The organism is Deltaproteobacteria bacterium (assembly GCA_022340465.1).
GTDB lineage: Bacteria > Desulfobacterota > Desulfobacteria > Desulfobacterales > B30-G6 > JAJDNW01.
In genome coordinates this window covers 25,716-44,541 of record JAJDNW010000001.1, presented here as the reverse complement: position 1 = coordinate 44,541, position 18,826 = coordinate 25,716, and the positions used below count along the sequence as shown (strand labels likewise).

16 protein-coding genes and 1 tRNA gene are annotated in these 18,826 nt (G+C 57.7%); 4 read left to right on the top strand and 13 right to left on the bottom strand.

The window, feature by feature from the left end; translation table 11 throughout:
- Position 1 precedes the first annotated feature (1 nt).
- The 3 genes from LJE94_00180 to LJE94_00170 form a co-directional block, all read right to left on the bottom strand.
- Positions 2-77 (bottom strand) — tRNA-Glu (locus LJE94_00180).
- Between the two features lie 192 nt (positions 78-269).
- Positions 270-470: a PLDc N-terminal domain-containing protein gene (locus LJE94_00175; GenBank protein ID MCG6908520.1), complete on the bottom strand. Its 201-nt coding sequence runs from the start codon at positions 468-470 to the stop codon at positions 270-272.
- 46 nt (positions 471-516) lie between these two features.
- A complete protein-coding gene (locus tag LJE94_00170) occupies positions 517-1,404 on the bottom strand; it encodes a lytic murein transglycosylase (GenBank protein ID MCG6908519.1) in 888 nt (295 codons plus the stop codon).
- Positions 1,405-1,566: 162 nt separating this feature from the next.
- Between LJE94_00170 and radA the strand changes: the two genes are divergently transcribed.
- The 3 genes from radA (at position 1,567) to LJE94_00155 (ending at position 4,586) form a co-directional block, all read left to right on the top strand.
- Positions 1,567-2,934: a DNA repair protein RadA gene (gene radA / locus LJE94_00165; protein ID MCG6908518.1), complete on the top strand. Its 1,368-nt coding sequence runs from the start codon at positions 1,567-1,569 to the stop codon at positions 2,932-2,934.
- Between the two features lie 128 nt (positions 2,935-3,062).
- Entirely contained in the window at positions 3,063-3,671 is a 609-nt protein-coding gene (locus tag LJE94_00160; GenBank protein ID MCG6908517.1) for an RlmE family RNA methyltransferase, read from the top strand.
- A 177-nt stretch (positions 3,672-3,848) separates the two neighbouring features.
- Positions 3,849-4,586: a YebC/PmpR family DNA-binding transcriptional regulator gene (locus LJE94_00155; GenBank protein MCG6908516.1), complete on the top strand. Its 738-nt coding sequence runs from the start codon at positions 3,849-3,851 to the stop codon at positions 4,584-4,586.
- A gap of 106 nt (positions 4,587-4,692) precedes the next feature.
- Here LJE94_00155 and nadA read toward each other — a convergent pair whose 3' ends face one another.
- The 5 genes from nadA to LJE94_00130 all read right to left on the bottom strand — a co-directional run bounded on the left by nadA (position 4,693) and on the right by LJE94_00130 (position 11,160).
- A complete protein-coding gene (gene nadA, locus LJE94_00150) occupies positions 4,693-5,586 on the bottom strand; it encodes a quinolinate synthase NadA (GenBank protein MCG6908515.1) in 894 nt (297 codons plus the stop codon).
- Positions 5,587-5,706: 120 nt separating this feature from the next.
- Positions 5,707-6,396, bottom strand: a complete 690-nt coding sequence (locus tag LJE94_00145; protein MCG6908514.1) for an outer membrane lipoprotein carrier protein LolA — start codon at positions 6,394-6,396, stop codon at positions 5,707-5,709.
- A gap of 62 nt (positions 6,397-6,458) precedes the next feature.
- The gene (locus tag LJE94_00140; protein ID MCG6908513.1) at positions 6,459-7,259 is read right to left on the bottom strand and encodes a hypothetical protein; all 801 of its coding nucleotides are present in this window, start codon (positions 7,257-7,259) and stop codon (positions 6,459-6,461) included.
- Positions 7,260-7,445: 186 nt separating this feature from the next.
- Positions 7,446-8,279: a prolipoprotein diacylglyceryl transferase gene (gene lgt, locus LJE94_00135; protein MCG6908512.1), complete on the bottom strand. Its 834-nt coding sequence runs from the start codon at positions 8,277-8,279 to the stop codon at positions 7,446-7,448.
- A complete protein-coding gene (locus LJE94_00130; GenBank protein ID MCG6908511.1) occupies positions 8,272-11,160 on the bottom strand; it encodes a response regulator in 2,889 nt (962 codons plus the stop codon). The genes lgt and LJE94_00130 overlap by 8 nt, the downstream gene beginning before the upstream one ends.
- A gap of 234 nt (positions 11,161-11,394) precedes the next feature.
- Here LJE94_00130 and LJE94_00125 point away from each other — a divergent pair, with 234 nt between their 5' ends.
- Positions 11,395-12,555 carry a site-specific DNA-methyltransferase gene (locus LJE94_00125; GenBank protein ID MCG6908510.1) on the top strand — a complete coding sequence of 387 codons (1,161 nt, stop codon included), beginning with the start codon at positions 11,395-11,397 and terminating at the stop codon, positions 12,553-12,555.
- Positions 12,556-12,674: 119 nt separating this feature from the next.
- On the opposite strand, the gene LJE94_00120 is transcribed toward LJE94_00125, so the two are convergent.
- From LJE94_00120 to LJE94_00100, 5 genes are all read right to left on the bottom strand, one after another.
- Positions 12,675-14,063, bottom strand: a complete 1,389-nt coding sequence (locus tag LJE94_00120) for an amino acid permease (protein ID MCG6908509.1) — start codon at positions 14,061-14,063, stop codon at positions 12,675-12,677.
- 31 nt (positions 14,064-14,094) lie between these two features.
- The gene (locus LJE94_00115) at positions 14,095-15,318 is read right to left on the bottom strand and encodes an alanine racemase (GenBank protein ID MCG6908508.1); all 1,224 of its coding nucleotides are present in this window, start codon (positions 15,316-15,318) and stop codon (positions 14,095-14,097) included.
- Positions 15,315-16,103, bottom strand: a complete 789-nt coding sequence (locus tag LJE94_00110) for a hypothetical protein (GenBank protein ID MCG6908507.1) — start codon at positions 16,101-16,103, stop codon at positions 15,315-15,317. Before LJE94_00110 ends, LJE94_00115 begins: the two co-directional genes overlap by 4 nt.
- A 62-nt stretch (positions 16,104-16,165) precedes the next feature.
- Positions 16,166-17,134, bottom strand: coding sequence for a pyridoxal-phosphate dependent enzyme (locus tag LJE94_00105; protein ID MCG6908506.1), 969 nt, complete (start codon positions 17,132-17,134; stop codon positions 16,166-16,168).
- A 207-nt stretch (positions 17,135-17,341) separates the two neighbouring features.
- Positions 17,342-18,796, bottom strand: coding sequence for a MerR family transcriptional regulator (locus LJE94_00100; protein MCG6908505.1), 1,455 nt, complete (start codon positions 18,794-18,796; stop codon positions 17,342-17,344).
- Between the last annotated feature and the right edge of the window lie 30 nt (positions 18,797-18,826).

The following is an 18,826-nucleotide window of genomic DNA, read 5'->3' as shown; positions in this document are numbered from 1 at the left end:
TTGGTGGTCCCAACGGGGATCGAACCCGTGTTTCCGGCGTGAGAGGCCGGCGTCCTAGGCCGCTAGACGATGGGACCAATTTTCGCAGTCCGTAAACCAAACTTCAATATAAAAGGTATTTCCCTTTGTCAAATAGAATTTTGTTCTTTTGGCGTTGAGCGACGCCGTCGCGTTTTAACATTTTCAATGTGATCAATGATAGGGAAAAACCGCAAAAAATGTATGATGACAATGCGTTGTTGACAAAGCGCATCGTCGGTCAATGAAATTTATATTCTCTTTCCCTTCCTGAAACCGAAAATGAAGTAGACGATGGCACCGACAAACGGGACCGCGGCGATTAATCCCCAGACGGCCTTTTTGCCGATGCTGCCGAAATCCTTCTGCAGGCAGTCGACAAGCGCCCAGATCGTCAGAAAGAAAAACGGCACGGTCAAAACGAGCACGGTCCCGATGGTTTTTAGGTCCATAGTCTGATCTCCAGAGAAGTTTCCCCCATAGCGGCAACGCCGGGGGTTAGGCCTCCAAAAGGTCTGAAATTTTCAAAATGGTGTCCACGTAATCATCGCTGTGGTTGTAGTGGTGGATCACTTCTTTCTTCCTTTTCCGGTCGATCCCCGGTTTCCATCCATGCCTTTTCAGGAAGTTGGCGACGCTGGCCTGGGCGTCCGCATGGTTGAACAGGTCGATGGTGCCGTCCCCGTTGCCGTCCTTGGCATAGTGTCCGATGTTGGTGGGCATGAACTGGGGGATGCCCATGGCGCCGGCAAAAGATCCTTTGACGGTCAAAGGATCGATATGCTGCTTTTGGACATATTCCAAAAAGGCCTTCAGTTCCCGGTAGGCCCAGGACGCTTTCTGCCTGGCTTTCTTGTCGAAGACCTGCCGGGTGAGGTTGCCCTTGTCGTCAAGACTGTTCCAGACCCTGTCCCTGGCGGCCGGGTTGTCCAGGGCGGCGATGGACGACAGCGCATTGAAGACCGAGCTGTTTCCGAGGGTCGTTCCGAGCCGGGTTTCCACGAGGATGATGGCGGTTACCACCGATTTTTGCACCCCGGCACTGGTTTCGATCCTGAGCAGGTCTTTCCGGTGCTCCTGCATGTATCGCCTGGCCTTGCGGATCGACTCGGGGTTGGTGTACTGGCTGTGGTCCACTTTTCCCGCACGCAGGATGAAGAACAGGGACACGTTCCGGGTTTCGAAGGTGACGCCGGCCTGCCGGTACAGGGCCGCGATCCTGTCGGCATGGAAACCGTCCCGGACCAGTCGTTGTTCGACTCCCGAGAAATAGGGGCTTTTTTCGGATTGACCGGCTTGGGCAGCGGCATCGAAAGCGTCCCCCAGGGCTCCTATAACCATCATGCAGAGGAATATTCGGAGATATTTGGAGATTTTTTCAGGCATATTTCCTTTTGGATGTCCATTGTGGGCATGACTGCCGGCTTGATGGGGCGTGGCAATCATGCTATTGATCGTTAACGGTTCAGATCGATATCTCGTCACGAGATCACGAAACGAAATTGTTCAAAACGACAACTATAGCACATAAGGTCGGGCTTTGGTATAGTGAATAAACCCCGGAAAACGATATTTACCTGCCAGGCGTGCGGATACCAGACGGCGAAATGGATGGGCAAATGCCCGGACTGCGGCGAGTGGGAGAGCCTGGTGGAAGAGGTCCAGGCCGACAAACGCCTTACGGGGGGCGGCAGGGGCGGTGTCATGGAAAAGAACGTGCCCGTTGCCATCGATGCGGTGGAGGCCGACGATGAAAACCGGCTGGTTACCGGCATCGGCGAATTCGACCGCGTCCTGGGGGGCGGGCTGGTCACCGGCACCCTGGTGCTGATCGGCGGCGATCCCGGCATCGGCAAATCGACCCTCATGCTGCAGGCCCTTTTTGGCATCGCCCGGCAGGGAAAGCGGGTGCTGTACGTTTCCGGCGAGGAGTCGGTCAAGCAGCTCAGTTTGAGGAGCCGGCGCCTCGCCACCGTTTCCCCGGACATGCTGGCGGTGTCGGAAATCGACATCGATGCCATCCTGGCTATGGTGGAAAAGGAGCAGCCGGACGTGCTGGTCGTCGATTCCATCCAGACCATGTACAGCGGCGACCTGACCTCTGCACCCGGAAGCGTCAGCCAGGTGCGCGAGTCCGCCATGCGCCTGATGCTGATGGCAAAAAAGAAAGGCGTCCCCACCTTCCTGGTGGGCCACGTGACCAAGGACGGCGCCATTGCCGGACCCCGGCTTCTCGAACACATGGTGGACACGGTGCTCTATTTCGAAGGGGACCGGAACCACGTGTTCAGGATCCTGCGGGCGGTGAAAAACCGCTTCGGCTCCACCAACGAGATCGGGGTGTTCGAGATGAAGGGCCACGGCCTCGACGAGGTGGACAACCCTTCGAGCATTTTTCTTTCGGAACGGCCCGAAGGCTCTCCGGGATCGGTGGTCACGGCCAGCATGGAAGGCACCCGTCCCATTCTGCTCGAGCTCCAGGCGCTTGCCAGCAGCACCAGCTTCGGGACGCCGCGGCGGACCATCCTGGGCCTCGACCACAACCGGGTGGCCCTCCTGACGGCGGTGATGGAAAAAAAGCTCGGCCTGCACCTGATGGGGCACGACATCTTCATGAATGTGGCCGGCGGCGTCAAGGTGGACGAGCCGGCCGTTGACCTGGGGATCGTGTCCGCCATCGCTTCCAGCTTTCTGGACAAACCGGTGCCCGAGGGCAGCGTTGTCCTGGGCGAGGTGGGGCTAACCGGAGAGGTCCGGGCCATCGGCCAGGTCGATATCCGGGCCGCGGAGATCAGGAAGATGGGGTTTTCCCGCTGCCTGGTGCCGTTCAGCAACCTGAAACGGATGCCGGTGGTCGACGGCCTGGCACTGGTGGGGGTCCGAACCGTCGAGGAGGCGATCGAGGAACTTTTCTAGATGTTCACCACAAGGCACAAAGGACACAAAGTTGTTTTACAGATAAAATTTTCTGTGTTCTCGGGGTCTCGAGCGCAGCGGGCGGTGAGATGTATTTAGCCCTTTAGCGTGAATGAACAGGATTGGGAGTGAGTAGAAAAACGTCAAATAAAAACCCCTGGGAGGACCACTACACCCGCAGGGCGAAAAGGGAGCGGTACCCGGCCCGGTCGGTCTACAAGCTGAAGGAGATACAGCAGAAGTTTCGAATCATCAAAAAGGGGCACCGTGTGCTTGACCTGGGCTGCGCCCCGGGTTCCTGGTTACTGTACGCTTCGGAGTTGACCGGCGCGGGAGGGCGGGTCGTGGGCATCGACCTGAAACCGGCCGGCATCCAGGCACCGCCGCCGCATGCCAAAATCTTTACCGGTGACGCCCTGGACGAACTGGACAAGGTCGTGGGCACCGTCGGCAGCGGATTCGACGTGGTTCTCAGCGACATGGCCCCCGGCACGACAGGCAATAAAACCGTGGACGCCGCCAGGTCTCTGGGGTTGTGCGAGGCGGCCCTGAACCTCGCCGAAAACGTTCTAAAACCGGGCGGCGCTTTCGTGTGCAAGATTTTTCAAGGCGGGGATGTCAAGGCGTTCTCGGAAACGGTGCAAAAAAAATTCAGACAGCAGAAGACCTTCAAGCCCCAGAGCAGCCGCAAGGCCAGCAAGGAGATATTTATAGTTGCTATAAATTTTCGAGGTTAGTGTTTCATATGTTGTGTTTCGTGTTTGGTTTTTTAATGGTGATGCGGTATACTGATTGCCTAATATGCTAGTGCACGACACACGCAAAAAACCGTCAAACAGGACTGGGCGCTTTTTCCTATGCATCCATATAAAAGGGAAATCGTTTCAGTGTGTTTGAAGAAGAGGAGGTTATAGATGTCCGGACACAGCAAGTGGTCATCCATCAAGCACAAAAAAGGTGCCGCGGATGCTAAAAGGGGAAAGATTTTCACCAAGCTGATCAAGGAGATCACCGTGGCGGCCCGCATGGGCGGCAGCGGCGACCCGGACGCCAATCCAAGGCTGAGAACGGCCATTGCGGCGGCAAAAAACGAAAACATGCCCAAGGACAACATCGAAAGGGCCATCAAGAAAGGCACCGGCGAGCTGGAGGGGGTCAACTACGAGGAAAGCGCCTATGAGGGCTACGGCCCCGGCGGCGCGGCGGTGTTCATCGAGTCTTTGACCGACAACAAAAACCGGGCCGTGGCGGACATCCGGCATATTTTCAGCAAATGCGGCGGCAACATGGGTGAAAACGGGTGCGTGGCCTGGATGTTCGATAAAAAAGGCTATATCGTGGTGGAGCGTTCCGGGGTGGACGAGGATGTTCTCATGGAGGTGGCCCTGGATGCCGGTGCCGAGGACGTGCGCGAGGACGACAGCAATTTCGAGATTATCACCGCACCGGAGGACTTCGAAGCCGTGAAGGCCGCCATCGATGAAAACGACATCGCCTGCATCGACGCCGAGGTGACCATGCTGCCGCAGAACACGGCGGATCTCAAGGGCAAAGAGGCCGAGCAGATGATCCGGCTGATGGAAATGCTGGACGACTGCGAGGACGTGCAGAAAGTGTATACCAACGCGGATATACCGGAAGACTTGATTTAAAATTACAGCCGGTTCCGGAGATAATCGGAACCGGTCGAGAATGTAAATTTGTATAATCCTAAGCTCGGCTCAGGATACTGGGAAATGCGGGTGTTACCCGCATTTTTCATTTCAGTTCGATCATGCGCTCCACGGCCTTGAGCGCCGGCATCCTGATCTCATCGGGCACCTTGACGACCCCGGTCATGAATTCGAGGCTTCTGGCGACATCTTCCAGACTGATTTTTTTCATGTCCGGGCAGATCATCTTTTCCGAAACCGGGTAGAATGTCTTTCCGGGATTGGCTTTCCGGATGGGATGGAGCAGGCCTGCCTCGGTTCCGACGATAAATTCCTTTTCAGGGCTTTCGGCGGCGTACCTGATCATGCCGGAGGTGCTGACCACGGCGTCGGCCAGCTCGAGCACGTCGAGGCGGCATTCCGGGTGGGCCATGAACACCGCTTCGGGGTGCGCCTGCAGGGCGCTTCGCACCTCCTCTACGGTCAGGCGGTCATGGACCGGGCAGAACCCTTCCCACAAATGGATCTTTTTGTCGGAGTGGGCGGCGGTGTAACGGGCCAGATTGCGGTCCGGCGCCATGAGAACCTCGTCGTCGGGAAGGCTGTTGACCACCTTGACGGCGTTGGCGGAGGTGCAGCAGATGGTTGAAAGGGCCTTGACCGCCGCCGGGGAGTTAACGTAGGTGACTACCGGCATGGGTGGCAGCTCCTTCAGTTTTTTCTCGAGAGCTTCCGGGGTGATCATGTCCGCCATGGGGCACCCGGCTTCCTGTCTGGGCAGCAGAACCGTTTTTTCCGGGGAAAGAATGGAAGCGGTTTCCGCCATGAAATGCACGCCGCAGAACAGGATGACCTCGGCGTCGGTTTGGGAGGCCCTGATGCTCAGCTCCAGTGAATCGCCGCACAGGTCGGCGATGTCCTGAATCTCGGCCGGTTCGTAATTGTGTGCCAGAATGATGGCGTTTTTTTCCTTGACCAGGGATTTTATTTTTTCCTTCATTAGGATTCTCCTAACCTATAATAGGGGCGGCCGGTCCCGGCGTAGCTCGGTGAGCGAAGAGGGAAGCCGCGTTCCACAACGCCTTATCCCGGTCGCTTAGAAAGCGACCGGGATAAGGCGTTATTCGAGCTCGAGAATGTCGACATTGTCCGGTATCTGGAATTCAAACAGGGACGGCGCAAGGTTTGAATCGAAGTTCAGGTCGACAAACTCGATGCGGGTGACATCATCGTAGGCATTGTACGTGTAGACCTGGGTGATGCGGTAGTTCTCTCGGGATACCAGCAGGTTGATGCGGGCCAGGTCCCAGGTTTTCTGCCGGGGAATCATCATCAGGTTGTAATGATCCCCGAAGCGGATATTCTCCAGCGTGATGTCGAAATCTTTCCGGGCCTTGCGGATATCGGAAAGAAATCCCGCCCCCTTGCCGTCGCCGAAAAAGGCATCCGCCCGGCCCCTCAGCACCTGGTTGTCTTCCGGTCGGTAGATCCACAGGTGCTCGCCGTCCGAGACGATGATCTGCTTCTCCGGTCGCTCGTAGACCCAGCGCATCTTTCCGGGATACTTGACCCACAGTTTCCCCGCGGCCGTGTCGGTGATGTCCATGGCCTTTACCGTGGACGCCTGCATGAAATTCGCTGAAAACCCCGCAGCCGTGTATACCTTTTCCACTTCGTCCAGGATCTGGTCGACCGTCATGGCCGGTTGGCCGGGCTGTTCTTCCTGGGCACCGGCACTTCCGGGCATGCCGGCGGCCGCGATGACCAGGAATATGATCAGGCAGGTGATGGTTGCCGATTTTATATTCATAATGTCCCCTACCGCTTCATAAGCTTGAAATTTAAAACGCTCGAATTTAATTTTTGCATTATTTATAGGGTTTGTCCATAGATGGCAAGAGCGACCGCGTCGAGCATGACAATTTTCCGCATGGCGTCCCCGGGATCGCAATGGGGAAGGCGCACCCCCTGCACCATCAGGGTTTCCGCATTGCGGCTTCCGCGCATTTTTTCAACATATCCGGCTTTTAAAAGGTGGTTGCGGTACCGTTGCTTCCGGGCGGCAAGGGCCGTTTTCAGGTCACTGTCGGGCGGGACGGTTTCCAGAAAATGCAGGACAAATTCCAGGCACTCGAAAAGGGGTGCCGGTTGTCCGTCCATGGATATAAAAAGGGATGCCAGGAAAGCGGCCCCGGCGCCGCGGCATGCGAAACGCGCATTACGGATCATCACCCTCGCACGCAGCCGGTCCTCACCCTGCAGGGTGCCGTCGACGGCTTCTCGCAGGTCGCCGGGTAGGTCTTTGGAAATGTGCAGCCGGGCAATGAACTGCCTGGCGGCATCTTCCGGAAGGGCGAAGCGTACGGCGGCATTCTCGTCCGGATAGAAGAAAGCGGCGACGGGTTTTTTTCGCATCAGGCGTCGGAGGACGTCCGCTTCCGCGTCTCTATGAAAGCGCCCGGCTTCGATGGTGTCCTCCAGCGCCACCTGCAGTTCCAGGTCGGGAAAAAAGATCAGTTCCAGGAGCGTTTCGCGTTCACAGTTTCCCCGGTCGTTCAAAATGGTTTGGAGGTCACGGCGTGTCGGGTGTGAGAAGGTGGATGCGATGTAATGCCGCACGTCCGGCCCGGGCAGGATGCCTTTTTCGACGTACTGCCGAATCTTTTCAGCCAATGGCGCGATACCTGAACGTTGCATAAAAATTCACAATTCAAAACTCAATAAAGGGTTCGAAGGTTCCAGGATTCGAGGATTCCATGGGAAAGCTCATAGCTGATAGCACGCAGCCCATAGCCCGCTATCAGCTATGAGTTATGACCTGTAAGCTGATTTTCACTCGACCCCTTGGACTCCACAAGCTCACGTTCGCGCACGCAGATAGAGCAGCGCGGCACCGCAGGCGACCATGCAGAAGCACAAGAGCTGTCCCATGGTGAAGGATAGGAAGACAAACCCGATCTGGGCGTCCGGCTCACGATAAAATTCGATGAAAAAGCGGACAATCCCGTACCCCATGATGTAGATGGCAATGGAGGCGCCGGCCGGTTTGGGCATTTTGCGCGTCAGCCAGAGGATGCAGAAAAGGAAGATGCCCTCGAAAAAAGCTTCGTAAAGCTGGGTGGGGTGCCGCAGGGACTTTCCGGGAGCCTGGGGAAAATACATGCCTATGCCGTAGGAGGTGATCCTGCCGTAGAGTTCGCCGTTGATGAAATTGCCCAGCCTGCCGAAGGTGTAGCCCAACGGGACGGCCGGGACGAACAGGTCCGCGGCCTTCCAGAAATCGACCTTGTTTCTGCGGCAGTAAATCAGAGCGGCGGCAATAACACCGATCAGGCCCCCGTGATAAGACATGCCCGCTATGCCCACGAACCGGAACCCGTTCGAAAAGTCAAAGGGAAGAACGATTTCGAGCGGATGGTTCAGATAATAGGAAAGGTTGTAGAAAAGAACATATCCCAGGCGGGCGCCGATGATCAGCCCCAGGATCATGGCGGTCATCAGGTCGGCGGCTTGGTTTTTGGAGATAACGATCTTTTCCTCCGTTTTTATCCTGAAAAGCACCAGGGCGTAAACGACGGCAAAGGCGACCACGTACATCAGGCCGTAGTAGCGGAGCTTAAGAGGACCCAGGTCCAGCAGCACCGGTGATAAACTCCCGGGGAGATGCTGCCACCATGTGACCAGTTCAGTCATTTTCCTCCTTGTCTTCGAGTACGTCCCTGATTTTCCGCGACAATTTTTTGACATCGAAAGGTTTCTGGATGAAGCCGTTGCAGCCGCGCTCCATGATCTGCTGGGCCTGGCCGTCGATGCTGTAACCGCTGGAGAGGACCGTTTTGACGTCCGGCTTTATTTTCGCAATCTTGTCGAAAAGTTCACCGCCGTTCATTCCGGGCATGATCATGTCGAACAGGACCAGGTCGATGTCGTCCCGGTTGTTTTCGAAGATCTCGATGGCTTTCTGTCCGGAACCGGCCGCCAGAACCCGGTAGCCCACCATTTGGAGCATTTCCGTCCCCACCTCCAGCAGCATGGGCTCGTCATCCACGAAGAGGATGCACTCCCGGCCCTTGGCGAGCTTGTCGTTGGTTTTTTGTTCGGCGGCGGTGTGCTGCTTCGCGGATACCGGCAGGAAGATCTGAATGGCGGTTCCCTGGCCGGGTTGCGATTCGATTTCAACGTAGCCTTGGTGCGTTTTGATGATTCCGTAGACCGAGGCGAGTCCCAGGCCCGTGCCTTTGCCCATGGTTTTGGTGGTGAAAAAGGGTTCGAAGGCCCGCTGCCGGACATCGGCGCTCATACCCAGACCCGTGTCGGCGACTTCCACCATGACATAGTTGCCGGGTGCGGGGGAGTAGTGTCTGGCCTTGATTTTTGTGTGGTCCACCAGTCCGATTTTCAGAAAGAGGTCGCCTCCCTCGGGCATGGCATCCGCGGCATTGACATACAGGTTGAACAGCACCTGTTCCATCTGTCCCGGGTCCGCCTCCACCATGTAGTCGGTTGGGGGGGGATCGAAGTGGACAATGATCTCCTTGCGGGCTCTGCCGAAGGCTTCGACCGTTTCCTTCAGGTGCCTGGTCATGTTCAAGGCCTGGACCTGATAGTTGCCCTTGCGGGCATACCCCAGCAGCTGACTGGTGAGCCGGGAGCCGCTTTTTAACTGCTTGTCGATGTTGTCGAGGCGTTTGGTAGCCGCGTGGTCGGGGCCGATCTCCATTTTCATCAAGGACAGGTTTCCCTGGATAACGGATAGCAGGTTGTTGAAATCATGGGCAATGCCGCCTGCAAGAGTGCCGATGGCCTCCATTTTCTGGGCGTGCTGCAACTGGTTTTCGAGGCGTTTGTTTTCGGAAATGTCGCGGATGACGGACAACACCCCGGCGGGTTTGTTCGCGTGGTCGTCGTAGCGTGAGGCGCTCACGCTGACATGGTGCAGTTCGTTGTCTTTGGAAAAGATTTTCGTTTCGAATCCACGTATGGGGTCGCCGTTTTCGGCGACCTGGCGCAGGGCCGCGGCCACGGATTCCCGGGCCGTGTCCGGAACGATCGACAGGCCCTTGTCGTGCAGCTCTTCCAGGGTCCACTGAAAGGTGCTCTGAAATTCAGGGCTGGCGTACTGCGGGTTGTAATCCAGGTCGTACAGCAGAATGGCATCGGCGGATGAGCGGATCAGGGAGCGGTAAACGGCTTCCGCCTTCTTGGCTTCCTGATAGAGCTCCCGGTATTTCTCCTCCCCTTCGCGCAGTTGGGTGATGACGTTGGCGTTGGCGATGCCCGTCGCAATCTGGGTGCCGATGCTGGTGACGATGCTCAGGTTGCTCTGGGTCAGGGGGGTGCCCGTGTGGTAATTGTCCACCGCCAGAATGCCGAAGGGTTCGCCCTGGTACACGATAGGCACGCAGATAAAGGACTTGGCGGCTATGGTTCGGGCAAAAGCCTTGCTGTTGGCCGAAAGGGAGGAGATGATTTTTTCGACGTCATCGACGATATACGGCCGTTGCATTTTAAAGGCCTTGACAAACAGGCCCCTGGAATCAGGGTTGTCCAGGTGAAATTCGGCCCCTTTCAGCACATCCAGCTGTTCCGCGGTGTGCCCGTAGCTGGCGATGTATTGCAGTTTTCCCTTCTGATTGTTTTGAAGCATGATCAAGCCGCGGTCGAAGGAGAGCCGTTTTTCCATGAGGGCCGTAACAGCACCGACGTAGCTTTCCACATCCTCGATTGAGACCGTGGCGCTGCCGACTTCGTGCATCAGGGCGGTGTCGTTGTAGCGGCTATTGGCGGCATCCAGCATTTCCCTGGCGACATTGCCCTGGTTTTCGATGGTCTGGATCAGTTCGTTTTTTTCTTTTGCCAGCGACGATATAAAACATCCGGCACTCACGATCACCGCCGTCAGGACGGCGATTGCGCTGGCTGTGAAAGGAAGGATGAATGGCGTGATGCAGGCAAGCCCCAGGGTCCCAAGCCCGGTGAAACGGCTGATTCTCTTCCAGCGCATGGAGTCCGTCTGCGCCCAGGTGATCACGTAGCGGCAGGTTTTGTCCCCCCTGTGAAAGCAGTCGGGATGCTTGACGGTGGCGTAGTCTTTGGTGAACAACAGGGCCAGGGATTCAAGCGTGCCTTTGCGATTTTCACACTGGAACGACTCTTCTTGCACACCGGGGTTGGGGGTGGCGCAGACCTCGATTCTGTTGGCAGCCAGCTTTCGGGTTTCGATGGATGCGCCCCTGCTCATGGCCCCGTACAGCCTGCCGGCTTTGAGATAAACCGATGAGGGACTGATCAGGCCGAGAGTGACCTTCTTGATGGTGCCGATTCTTTTGGTCAATGCCGTGAACCGGCCGGCATCCCGGGCGATTTCGCCGTTACCGGTCGCCAAAACCAGGGCCCGGTGGAATCCGTTTACCTGGGATTGGGTCAGCCAGTGAGCAGGGTCCTCGATCTCGTAGCGTTCGATCCGGGCGGACTGCAGAATCCTGTCGATGTCGATTTCCGGATAGTGCTCGCCAACATATTCCAGGTAGGTGTTGGTAATCCGGCTGTTGTAAAGTGGCGATTCGTTGTCCATGCAATATTATCCGCCAAGCCGGCGGTGAATCCTTAGCCTCCGAAAATAAATGGAAATAACCGATCCCTGAAACTGAACCACTCAATTAAGGTTATAATTTTACATCCCCTCGTGTCAAGGCATACCGTGGTAACCGATTGATTTCGGCGGCTTCGTTTGCTAAGGATTTCATGGCAATTTTACTTTTCTGCATACGCGTGAGGTGTTTGTGTCAATGGAGTTTTCAGTTCTGAAATGAGCCTTACAACCCAGCACAGGATCATTCTCGGCGATGCCGCCGTGGCACGGGGGATCATGCCGGAATCCGTAGACCTGGTGGTCACCTCTCCGCCCTATCCGATGATCGCCATGTGGGATGAGTTGTTTGGCCGCCGGAATGCCGCAATTACCGCAAAGCTCGCCGGGGGGCTGGGGGGCGAGGCGTTCGAGTTGATGCACCGGGAACTTTTTCCGGTATGGGATACGGTGTACCGGGTGTTGAAGCCCGGTGGGTTTGCCTGCATCAACATCGGGGACGCCACGCGCACCATTGACAGTGAATTTTGTCTATACGCCAACCATGCCCGTATTCTGCAATACCTGTCCGGGAAGGGCTTCAGCGCGCTTCCGGACATCCTGTGGCGCAAGCAGACCAATGCCCCCACCAAGTTTATGGGTTCCGGCATGCTGCCGGCCGGTGCCTACGTGACCCTGGAGCACGAATACATCCTGATTGTCAGAAAGGGAATAAAGCGGGTGTTCAAGACGGGTGCCGAACAGGAAAACCGGCGCCGGAGCGCCATCTTCTGGGAGGAACGCAACGAGTGGTATTCGGACGTGTGGACCGATCTCAAGGGGGCCGTCCAGGACCTGGGTGAAAAACGGGCCAGGACCAGAAGCGCCGCCTTTCCCTTCGAGCTGGCCTATCGTCTGATCAATATGTATTCCGTCAGGGGTGATGCGGTTCTGGATCCGTTTGCCGGCACCGGTACCGTCATGGCCGCCGCCATGGCCGCCGGCCGCGACAGCGTCAATGTGGAGATCGAACCGGCGCTTTTACCGCTCATGCGCGTCGGTGCCGCAAACATCGTATCCTTTGCCAACCGGCGCATTGAACGGCGGCTGGCGGCGCATTTAGCGTTTGTCCGGAAACGGACGGCGCAGGGCAGACCGATGAAATACACCAGCCGGTTTTACGGCTTTCCCGTAGTGACCAACCAGGAAAAGGCGATTTTCTTCGACGCGCTGGAGAGGGTCGACCAGACGGACGGCGACACCTGGATGGTGACTTATGACAAGACACCCCATGTGGCTCCTGATGGTAACAGCGATGCAACGGGCAGTGGCTTGAAGACGGAGTCGCCGGCACAGAGCATTCGAAGGTCAGGTCAATTGAGGTTGTTTGATGATCAATAATTTATCGTCACGAAAGCCAGAGCCACGCGCCTATCGTTATTTATATATTTATCAACGTCCCCAATAACAATAAACGCAGGGTGAGACCAGAGCGGGCCCTGCCGATCCCCGGCATCTTCTCAGCCATCGTCACCCGGTACGGTCAGAACCCGCCGCTCCCAGTCGACACCGGTATGCTTCAGCCATCTAACCCGCAGGAAGTAGTAAACCGCAACGGCCAGCGACAGGATGACATAGATCAAGCCGGCCGCCGGCATTTCCACGGTCACGATGAACACGAATCCCAGGGACGATACGACCGACACGGCGGCCAGGATGATCAGCCAGCCGCGGGGGATGTGAAAATAAGCCTTGGCGTACGCACGGGGAAATTTGTTGGGCAGCCTCACGGCCGCAATTGAAATGGTGGCGGTCATCATGAGAATGCCCACGGCGGTGACGACACCGTAAAAGTCGATGCTGCGACCCGTCAATATCAGGGCGAGCATCAGAACGAAATAGACGGTCACGGCATTCAGCGGCGTGCGTGTTCGGGGATGGACGCGTTCCAGGAAACGGGGCAGAATACCGTCACGAGCCTGAGCCAACAGTTCCCTGGGCAAAGCGATGGCGCCGGCATTGAAGGAAGTGAGGCCCGCGCTGAGTGCGCCGATGCTCAGGAACAGGACCCAGAAGCCGGACAGGAACCGTTTGCCGCTGTCCATGAGAGGAGCGGTCAGGGCGCCGATGCTGTTAAAGTCGTAGGGCAGTGAGTTGATGAATACCGTACCGACCAGGATGTAAACCAAAAGGACGATCGACCCGCCGATGACGAGCGCGAGCGGGATATTTCGCCGGGGCGTTTTTATCTCTTCCCCCATTTCGGCAATGACCTGGAATCCCATGCAAACGCTGTAGCACAGAATGGTGGCCATGATGAGCCCGTCGATGCCGCGGGGCATGTCGACGGCCAGGGACAGGTCGAAGCTGAAGGCGCCCGACAGGCCGTAAACGAGCAGGGCGACGATCAACTGGGCGACCAGGAGCATTTGAACGGAGGCGGCCAGGCGCAGGCCGAAGAGAAAGAGCGTATAAAACAGAATGGGCAGGACAAAGGCCACCAGCCGCACAGGCGGGCTTCCCGGGAGGTAGGGGGCGATGTAGCCCGCCAGGCCGAGGGCCACCATGGCCGTCATGCAGGTACCGCCGAATATCGCCCAGCAGGAGGCCAGGGTGCCGATCAGGGGGTGGAGCAGCCGGCTGGTGAAGAGGTAGCCGCCCCCGGCCCTGGGAAGGGCGCTGACGATCTGAATCAGGGGCGCGACGCCGACGCCCGATATGAAGATCGCCAGCAGAAACGCCACCCACAGTCCGGTTCCGGCCTGGGCACCCACCGCGGCGATGAGGGCATAGATGCCCATGCCGATCACACCGCCCACCACCAGGGCAATGCCGCCCAAGAGCCCCACCGACCGCCCCAGCTTCAGCGCATCGGCCGCGTGACTTCCGTTTTCGTTTTCTGGTATCATTTTCGCTGCCTCCCCTTGGCGGACTCCAACATCAGGCCCCTTGCGCAAACACCGGCCAGCGGCCGACGTACCGGTCGCCCCGCACCACGAAAAGATCGCCGAACTGGAGCATGACCGCCTCGCTCTGGACGGGTCTCAAAAAAATATAGTCGTCCACCTCCAGGGCGGTGTGTGCCGGACCGTTCAGCATTTCCTGGTTAGAACTGCGGCCGTACAGGGGGTTGTTTACCAGCCCCCTGGGCGACAGCGGCACGGCTTTCCAGTAGCCGCCGTAGATGAACAGAGTGGTTTTCCAGGAGGGTTTCACCCTTTTCAAGATTCCGGAAACAGGCCCCAGAAAAGGAATGCGGACCCCATCGTTTTTCTTCAGAACCGGGGCGGCGATGAACATGGCGGCCCGGTGGTCTTTTAACGTCTTCAGGTCGAAACCGGCGGGCTTGACCAGAGCGGAGCCCACGGAAACATCATTGAGAATGCGTTTTTTGCGGTACAGCGAAAAAGTCGGGCTGCCGGCGCCGTTGAAGGTCAGCTGGGGGCGATACAGGGCCGGAAATTCATTTTGCAGGTACTTGACGAATCTGCCGTAGCGAACGCTTACCTGTGCCAGAGCGACGGAGCGGGGGATGAGCAGCTTCCCGGACCGGGCCACGTGGGGGTCGTACCCCATGAAACCGGACAGGTCGAGATGCAGGGGATCCTCGTTGATGATTTTCAGCAGGGGAGCCAGCTGTTCCGGATCGGGTATGCCTCCCCGGTGGAGACCGACGTCGATTTCGATGTTGACGCGTATTTTTTTACCCAGCCTGCGGGCGGCGTCGCGGTACTGATCGAGCCGCTCGGGCGTGTCGATCAGCCACTGAATGTTTTTGTCCGGCGCCGTGGGAGAGGCTGCGCTTTTGACCTTGAAGAAGGTGCGGAAGGCCTGGACGGGCAGGGGCTTTCCCAGCAGAATGTCCGCCTCCGGAAACTCGGCGGCCGCCAGGTTCAGGAAGGGGCGGTGGAAGACCATGAGCCTGGCGGTGAGGGTTTGTTCGAGAACATGGCGAATGAGTTCCAGGCAAGGCAGGGACTTTACCACCAGCCGAAAACGTCCGGCATCGCCGATTCGGGTCTTCATTGCGTCGATGTTGGCGTCCAGGATGTCGAGATCCAGCACCAGCACCGGGTGGCCCGGGCCCTTTTCGCGCATCAGGGTGTTGAGACGTTCGAAATAGGGGGTGTGGCGTCCGGACGCTTTCTTTTTTTCGTTTTTCATAGCACGTACAACGCCTGGCGGCGGTCCTCCGTGACGTGGTTGCGTTTGGTAATGAATTTGTCCAGGGCGGCCGACGGGTCGACGTCGACCGTTTCGATCTGCTCCCGGTTGGTGGCCAGGCGGACAAGGTACTTCCCTTTGGGGGACACGATCTGGGACCCGCCGGTGAAGGTGTTTTTGAGGGGGCCGTTGGTTTCGGTGCCCACCCGGTTGACGGTAACGATGAACACCCGGTTTTCAAGGGCCCTGGCGAACATGGCTTGTTGACAGTACGGCAAAACCAGGTTGGACGGGTGCAGGATCACCTGAGCGCCCTGGAGGGTCAGGGATCTGGCGGCCTCGGGAAAGATCCAGTCGAAGCAGACCATCATCCCCAGCGTGACCCCCCGGTATTCGAAGACTTCGAATCGCCGGTTGCCGGGGGTGAAATAAAGCTTTTCACGGTCGAAGAGATGGACTTTGCGGTAGTTGGCGATAAGCTTCCCGTCGCCGATGAAAAAGGCGGAATTGTAAAGTGCATCGCCATCGATTTCGGCGTAGCCGCCGCAAACGGCCAGGGATTTTTCCCGGCTGATTTGCAACAGCGGATTCAGCCCGGGACCTTCCTCGAACGGCACGCTGCAGGCTTTGGTTTGGTCCGCGTCGAAAAAGGTATACCCGGAAAGGAACAGCTCGGGAAACACGGCAATGTCGGCGGTTGTGTTGTCCAGCAGGGCCGCCGCTTTCTCAAGATTTTTTTCCAGTGCCAGAAATTCGGGCTGGAACTGCATCAAGGCGATTTTCATAGGTGACTGTGCTCCATGCGGATACCCCGCAACGCTGGGGTATATTTGCGGCGAAGCCGCGTTTAACAAAAAATGCGCAGCATTTTTTGTAGGTCGACATTGCCGCCCGAAAGAATGATGCCCACGTGCTTACCCCCAAACATGTCCGCATGCGTCAGGACCGCGCCCAGGGGCACGGCGCCCGATGGCTCCACGACTAGTTTCATGCGCTCCCAAATGTGGCGCATGGCAACGGCGATGCTCTCTTCGCCGACCGTGAGGATGTCATTCACATGCGCCAGTATCAGCGGGAAGGCGATCCGGCCCAGCGAGGTCAGCAGCCCGTCGGCGATGGACCGCGGCGGCCCTGCCGGCAGGAGGGCCTTTTGGCGGAACGACCTGAAAGCATCGTCGGCCAGTTCGGGTTCGGCGGCGATAACCCGTGTTTTCGGTGAAACGAAACGGGTCGCCAGGGCCGTGCCGCTCAACAGGCCGCCTCCGCCCACGGGCGCGATGACGGCATCGAGTCCCGGCACCTGCCGGTGAAATTCCAGCGCGCAGGTAGCCTGCCCTGCAATGACCCGTGCGTCGTCATAGGGGTGGATCAGCACCGCCCCGGTGTGTTCGATCACCTCATCGACAGCTGCCTCCCTCGCTTCGAGGGTCGGCTCGCATAGAATGACTTCGGCACCGTACCCCCGCACGGCTGCGATTTTTACGCCGGGGGCGGTTGCCGGCATGACAATGAACGCTTTCAACCCCTTGAGCCGCGCGGCCAGGGCCAGGGCCTGGGCGTGATTTCCGGAGGAGTGAGTGACAACCCCCCGGCGCGCTTCTTCGTTTGAGAGCGACAACACTGCATTGGCGGCTCCTCTGAATTTGAAGGCGCCGACCTTCTGCAGGTTTTCGCATTTGAAGGCGAGTCTGGCACCGGCCATTTCATCGAGGCTCCCGCAGGTCATGACCGGCGTTTTGTGGATGTGGGGGGCGATTCTGTCCGCGGCTTCCTGGAGGGCATCCAGGTCGAGTGCCTTCAACTGCTTCGACGACATGTTTTTCTTCTCCGGAAACAGAGATGAACCGAGATAGCGAGCGCATTCCCTGCAGCTTGCTGCAGGGTAAGCGAACGGATCATAATTGATAGAATTCCTTACGGTCAAGATTCCCCTTAAGCTTGCTGCGGGGAGTGTTCAATCTAAATTTGGAATGACATAAATTCAAAACCGTAGATAAATGCTTATCATGAAATCACGAAAGATTTAAAACTTTCTTTTTTCGGTCCTGGCCCAGGCCGCGTGTTCGCTTTGCGGGCCGGTTCCTTGGAGGACGGCGTCCAGGCATGCGCCGGCGGATTTGCGGTTTCCACATGTCAGGTAGGCCGACGCCAGGAAACGGTTGATTCTGACCCTCAGCCGCGGTGCGATTTCCTTTTCCAGGGTCCGGATCAGCCACACGGGCCAATCGAATTTCTTAAAATCGATGCCGTCCAATTCCTTTTTAAGGGCACCCAGAAGATCGATTCCGGTGCGGCGGGTGTTGAAGACGCCCGGCAGGAATAGATACACTGAACCGCAGACATAGCGGCTGAAAAAACGGTCCGGTGTGGTTTCCGGCTCGAGCTTTTCGATGCGTGCCAGGTGGTGAAACACCTTGTTGACGTTTAACATGGGCAGAGCAAAACCGGATGACGTATCCATGGCAAAAAGGTAGGTCAGGGCGGCCGCCGCGTTTTCCAGCGCCGTTTCCGCCGGTTCGGGAATCAGGGCTTGGACGAGCTTCAGCGCGTTTTGCGTGTCGCCGGTAACCAGAAGCGACAAAATTGCCAGCGCCTTCATGCGCGGGGGCTCTGCGACCAGGTCTAGCGGCCGAACCGCACCGGCCGGCAACAGCGTGGCTCCCTTGAGCAGGTTGTAAATACGGTTGTAGGGGGGCGTTGCCGGCGGATGGTCGGGCAGCGTGATGCCGGTTACCGGCAGAAAGTTGAGTACGGCCAGGTTTTCCGGGAGCCGGTTGAGGGCCTCGATGGTTTTTTCGCCGAACTGCCGCAGCATTTTCTGACGAAAGAAGACGATGAAGCGATCGAGGGTTTCATCCGCCTCGGTGATAAAACGGATGGCCCGGCGGGTGGGCGTCCTGGCCGTGATGTTGCGTACGAAAAAGTTGATGTCCTCCTGAACGGCACCGGTCAGGGCATCCCCGTAGATGCGCAGCGTGGAAAGGGAGGCTTCGAAAGGCACGCCCAGGTCGTCCCTCGCTTTCACGACACGGATCAGCGCCACGTCTTCGGGCAGGTAGGCCTTTTCACCCCCTTCGGTCAGCGGGTGGATCAGACCCCTTTCCTCTATGGTGTCGATTTTGTCCAGGGGGCATCCGGTCGCCGCTTCGATGCCGGCGCGTTTTAGGGGTGTCTCCGTGGACCCGATCCGGTTCGTTTTCAGAATGGCCCTTCCCAGGGCCAGTTCTTCGTCGAAGGACTCGCCGGCGTCCAGCAGCCGCTTGATGACCGCCAGCGGCAGATACCGTTCCTTCTGGATTTTTTTAACCAGCCTGATCCTGTCGATACTTTCTTCGCTGTAATAGGCCATGTTGCGGCTGGTTTTCACGGGGCGGGGCAGGAGCCCTTCCCGGACATAGTGCTTTACCGTGGGAACGGTTACCCCCGCTCTGCGGGCCAGCTGGCTTATTTTCAGGCGGTTCTTCCTTGTTGCGGCCATTTTTCATTGGTGATTCGGTTTACTGGTTCG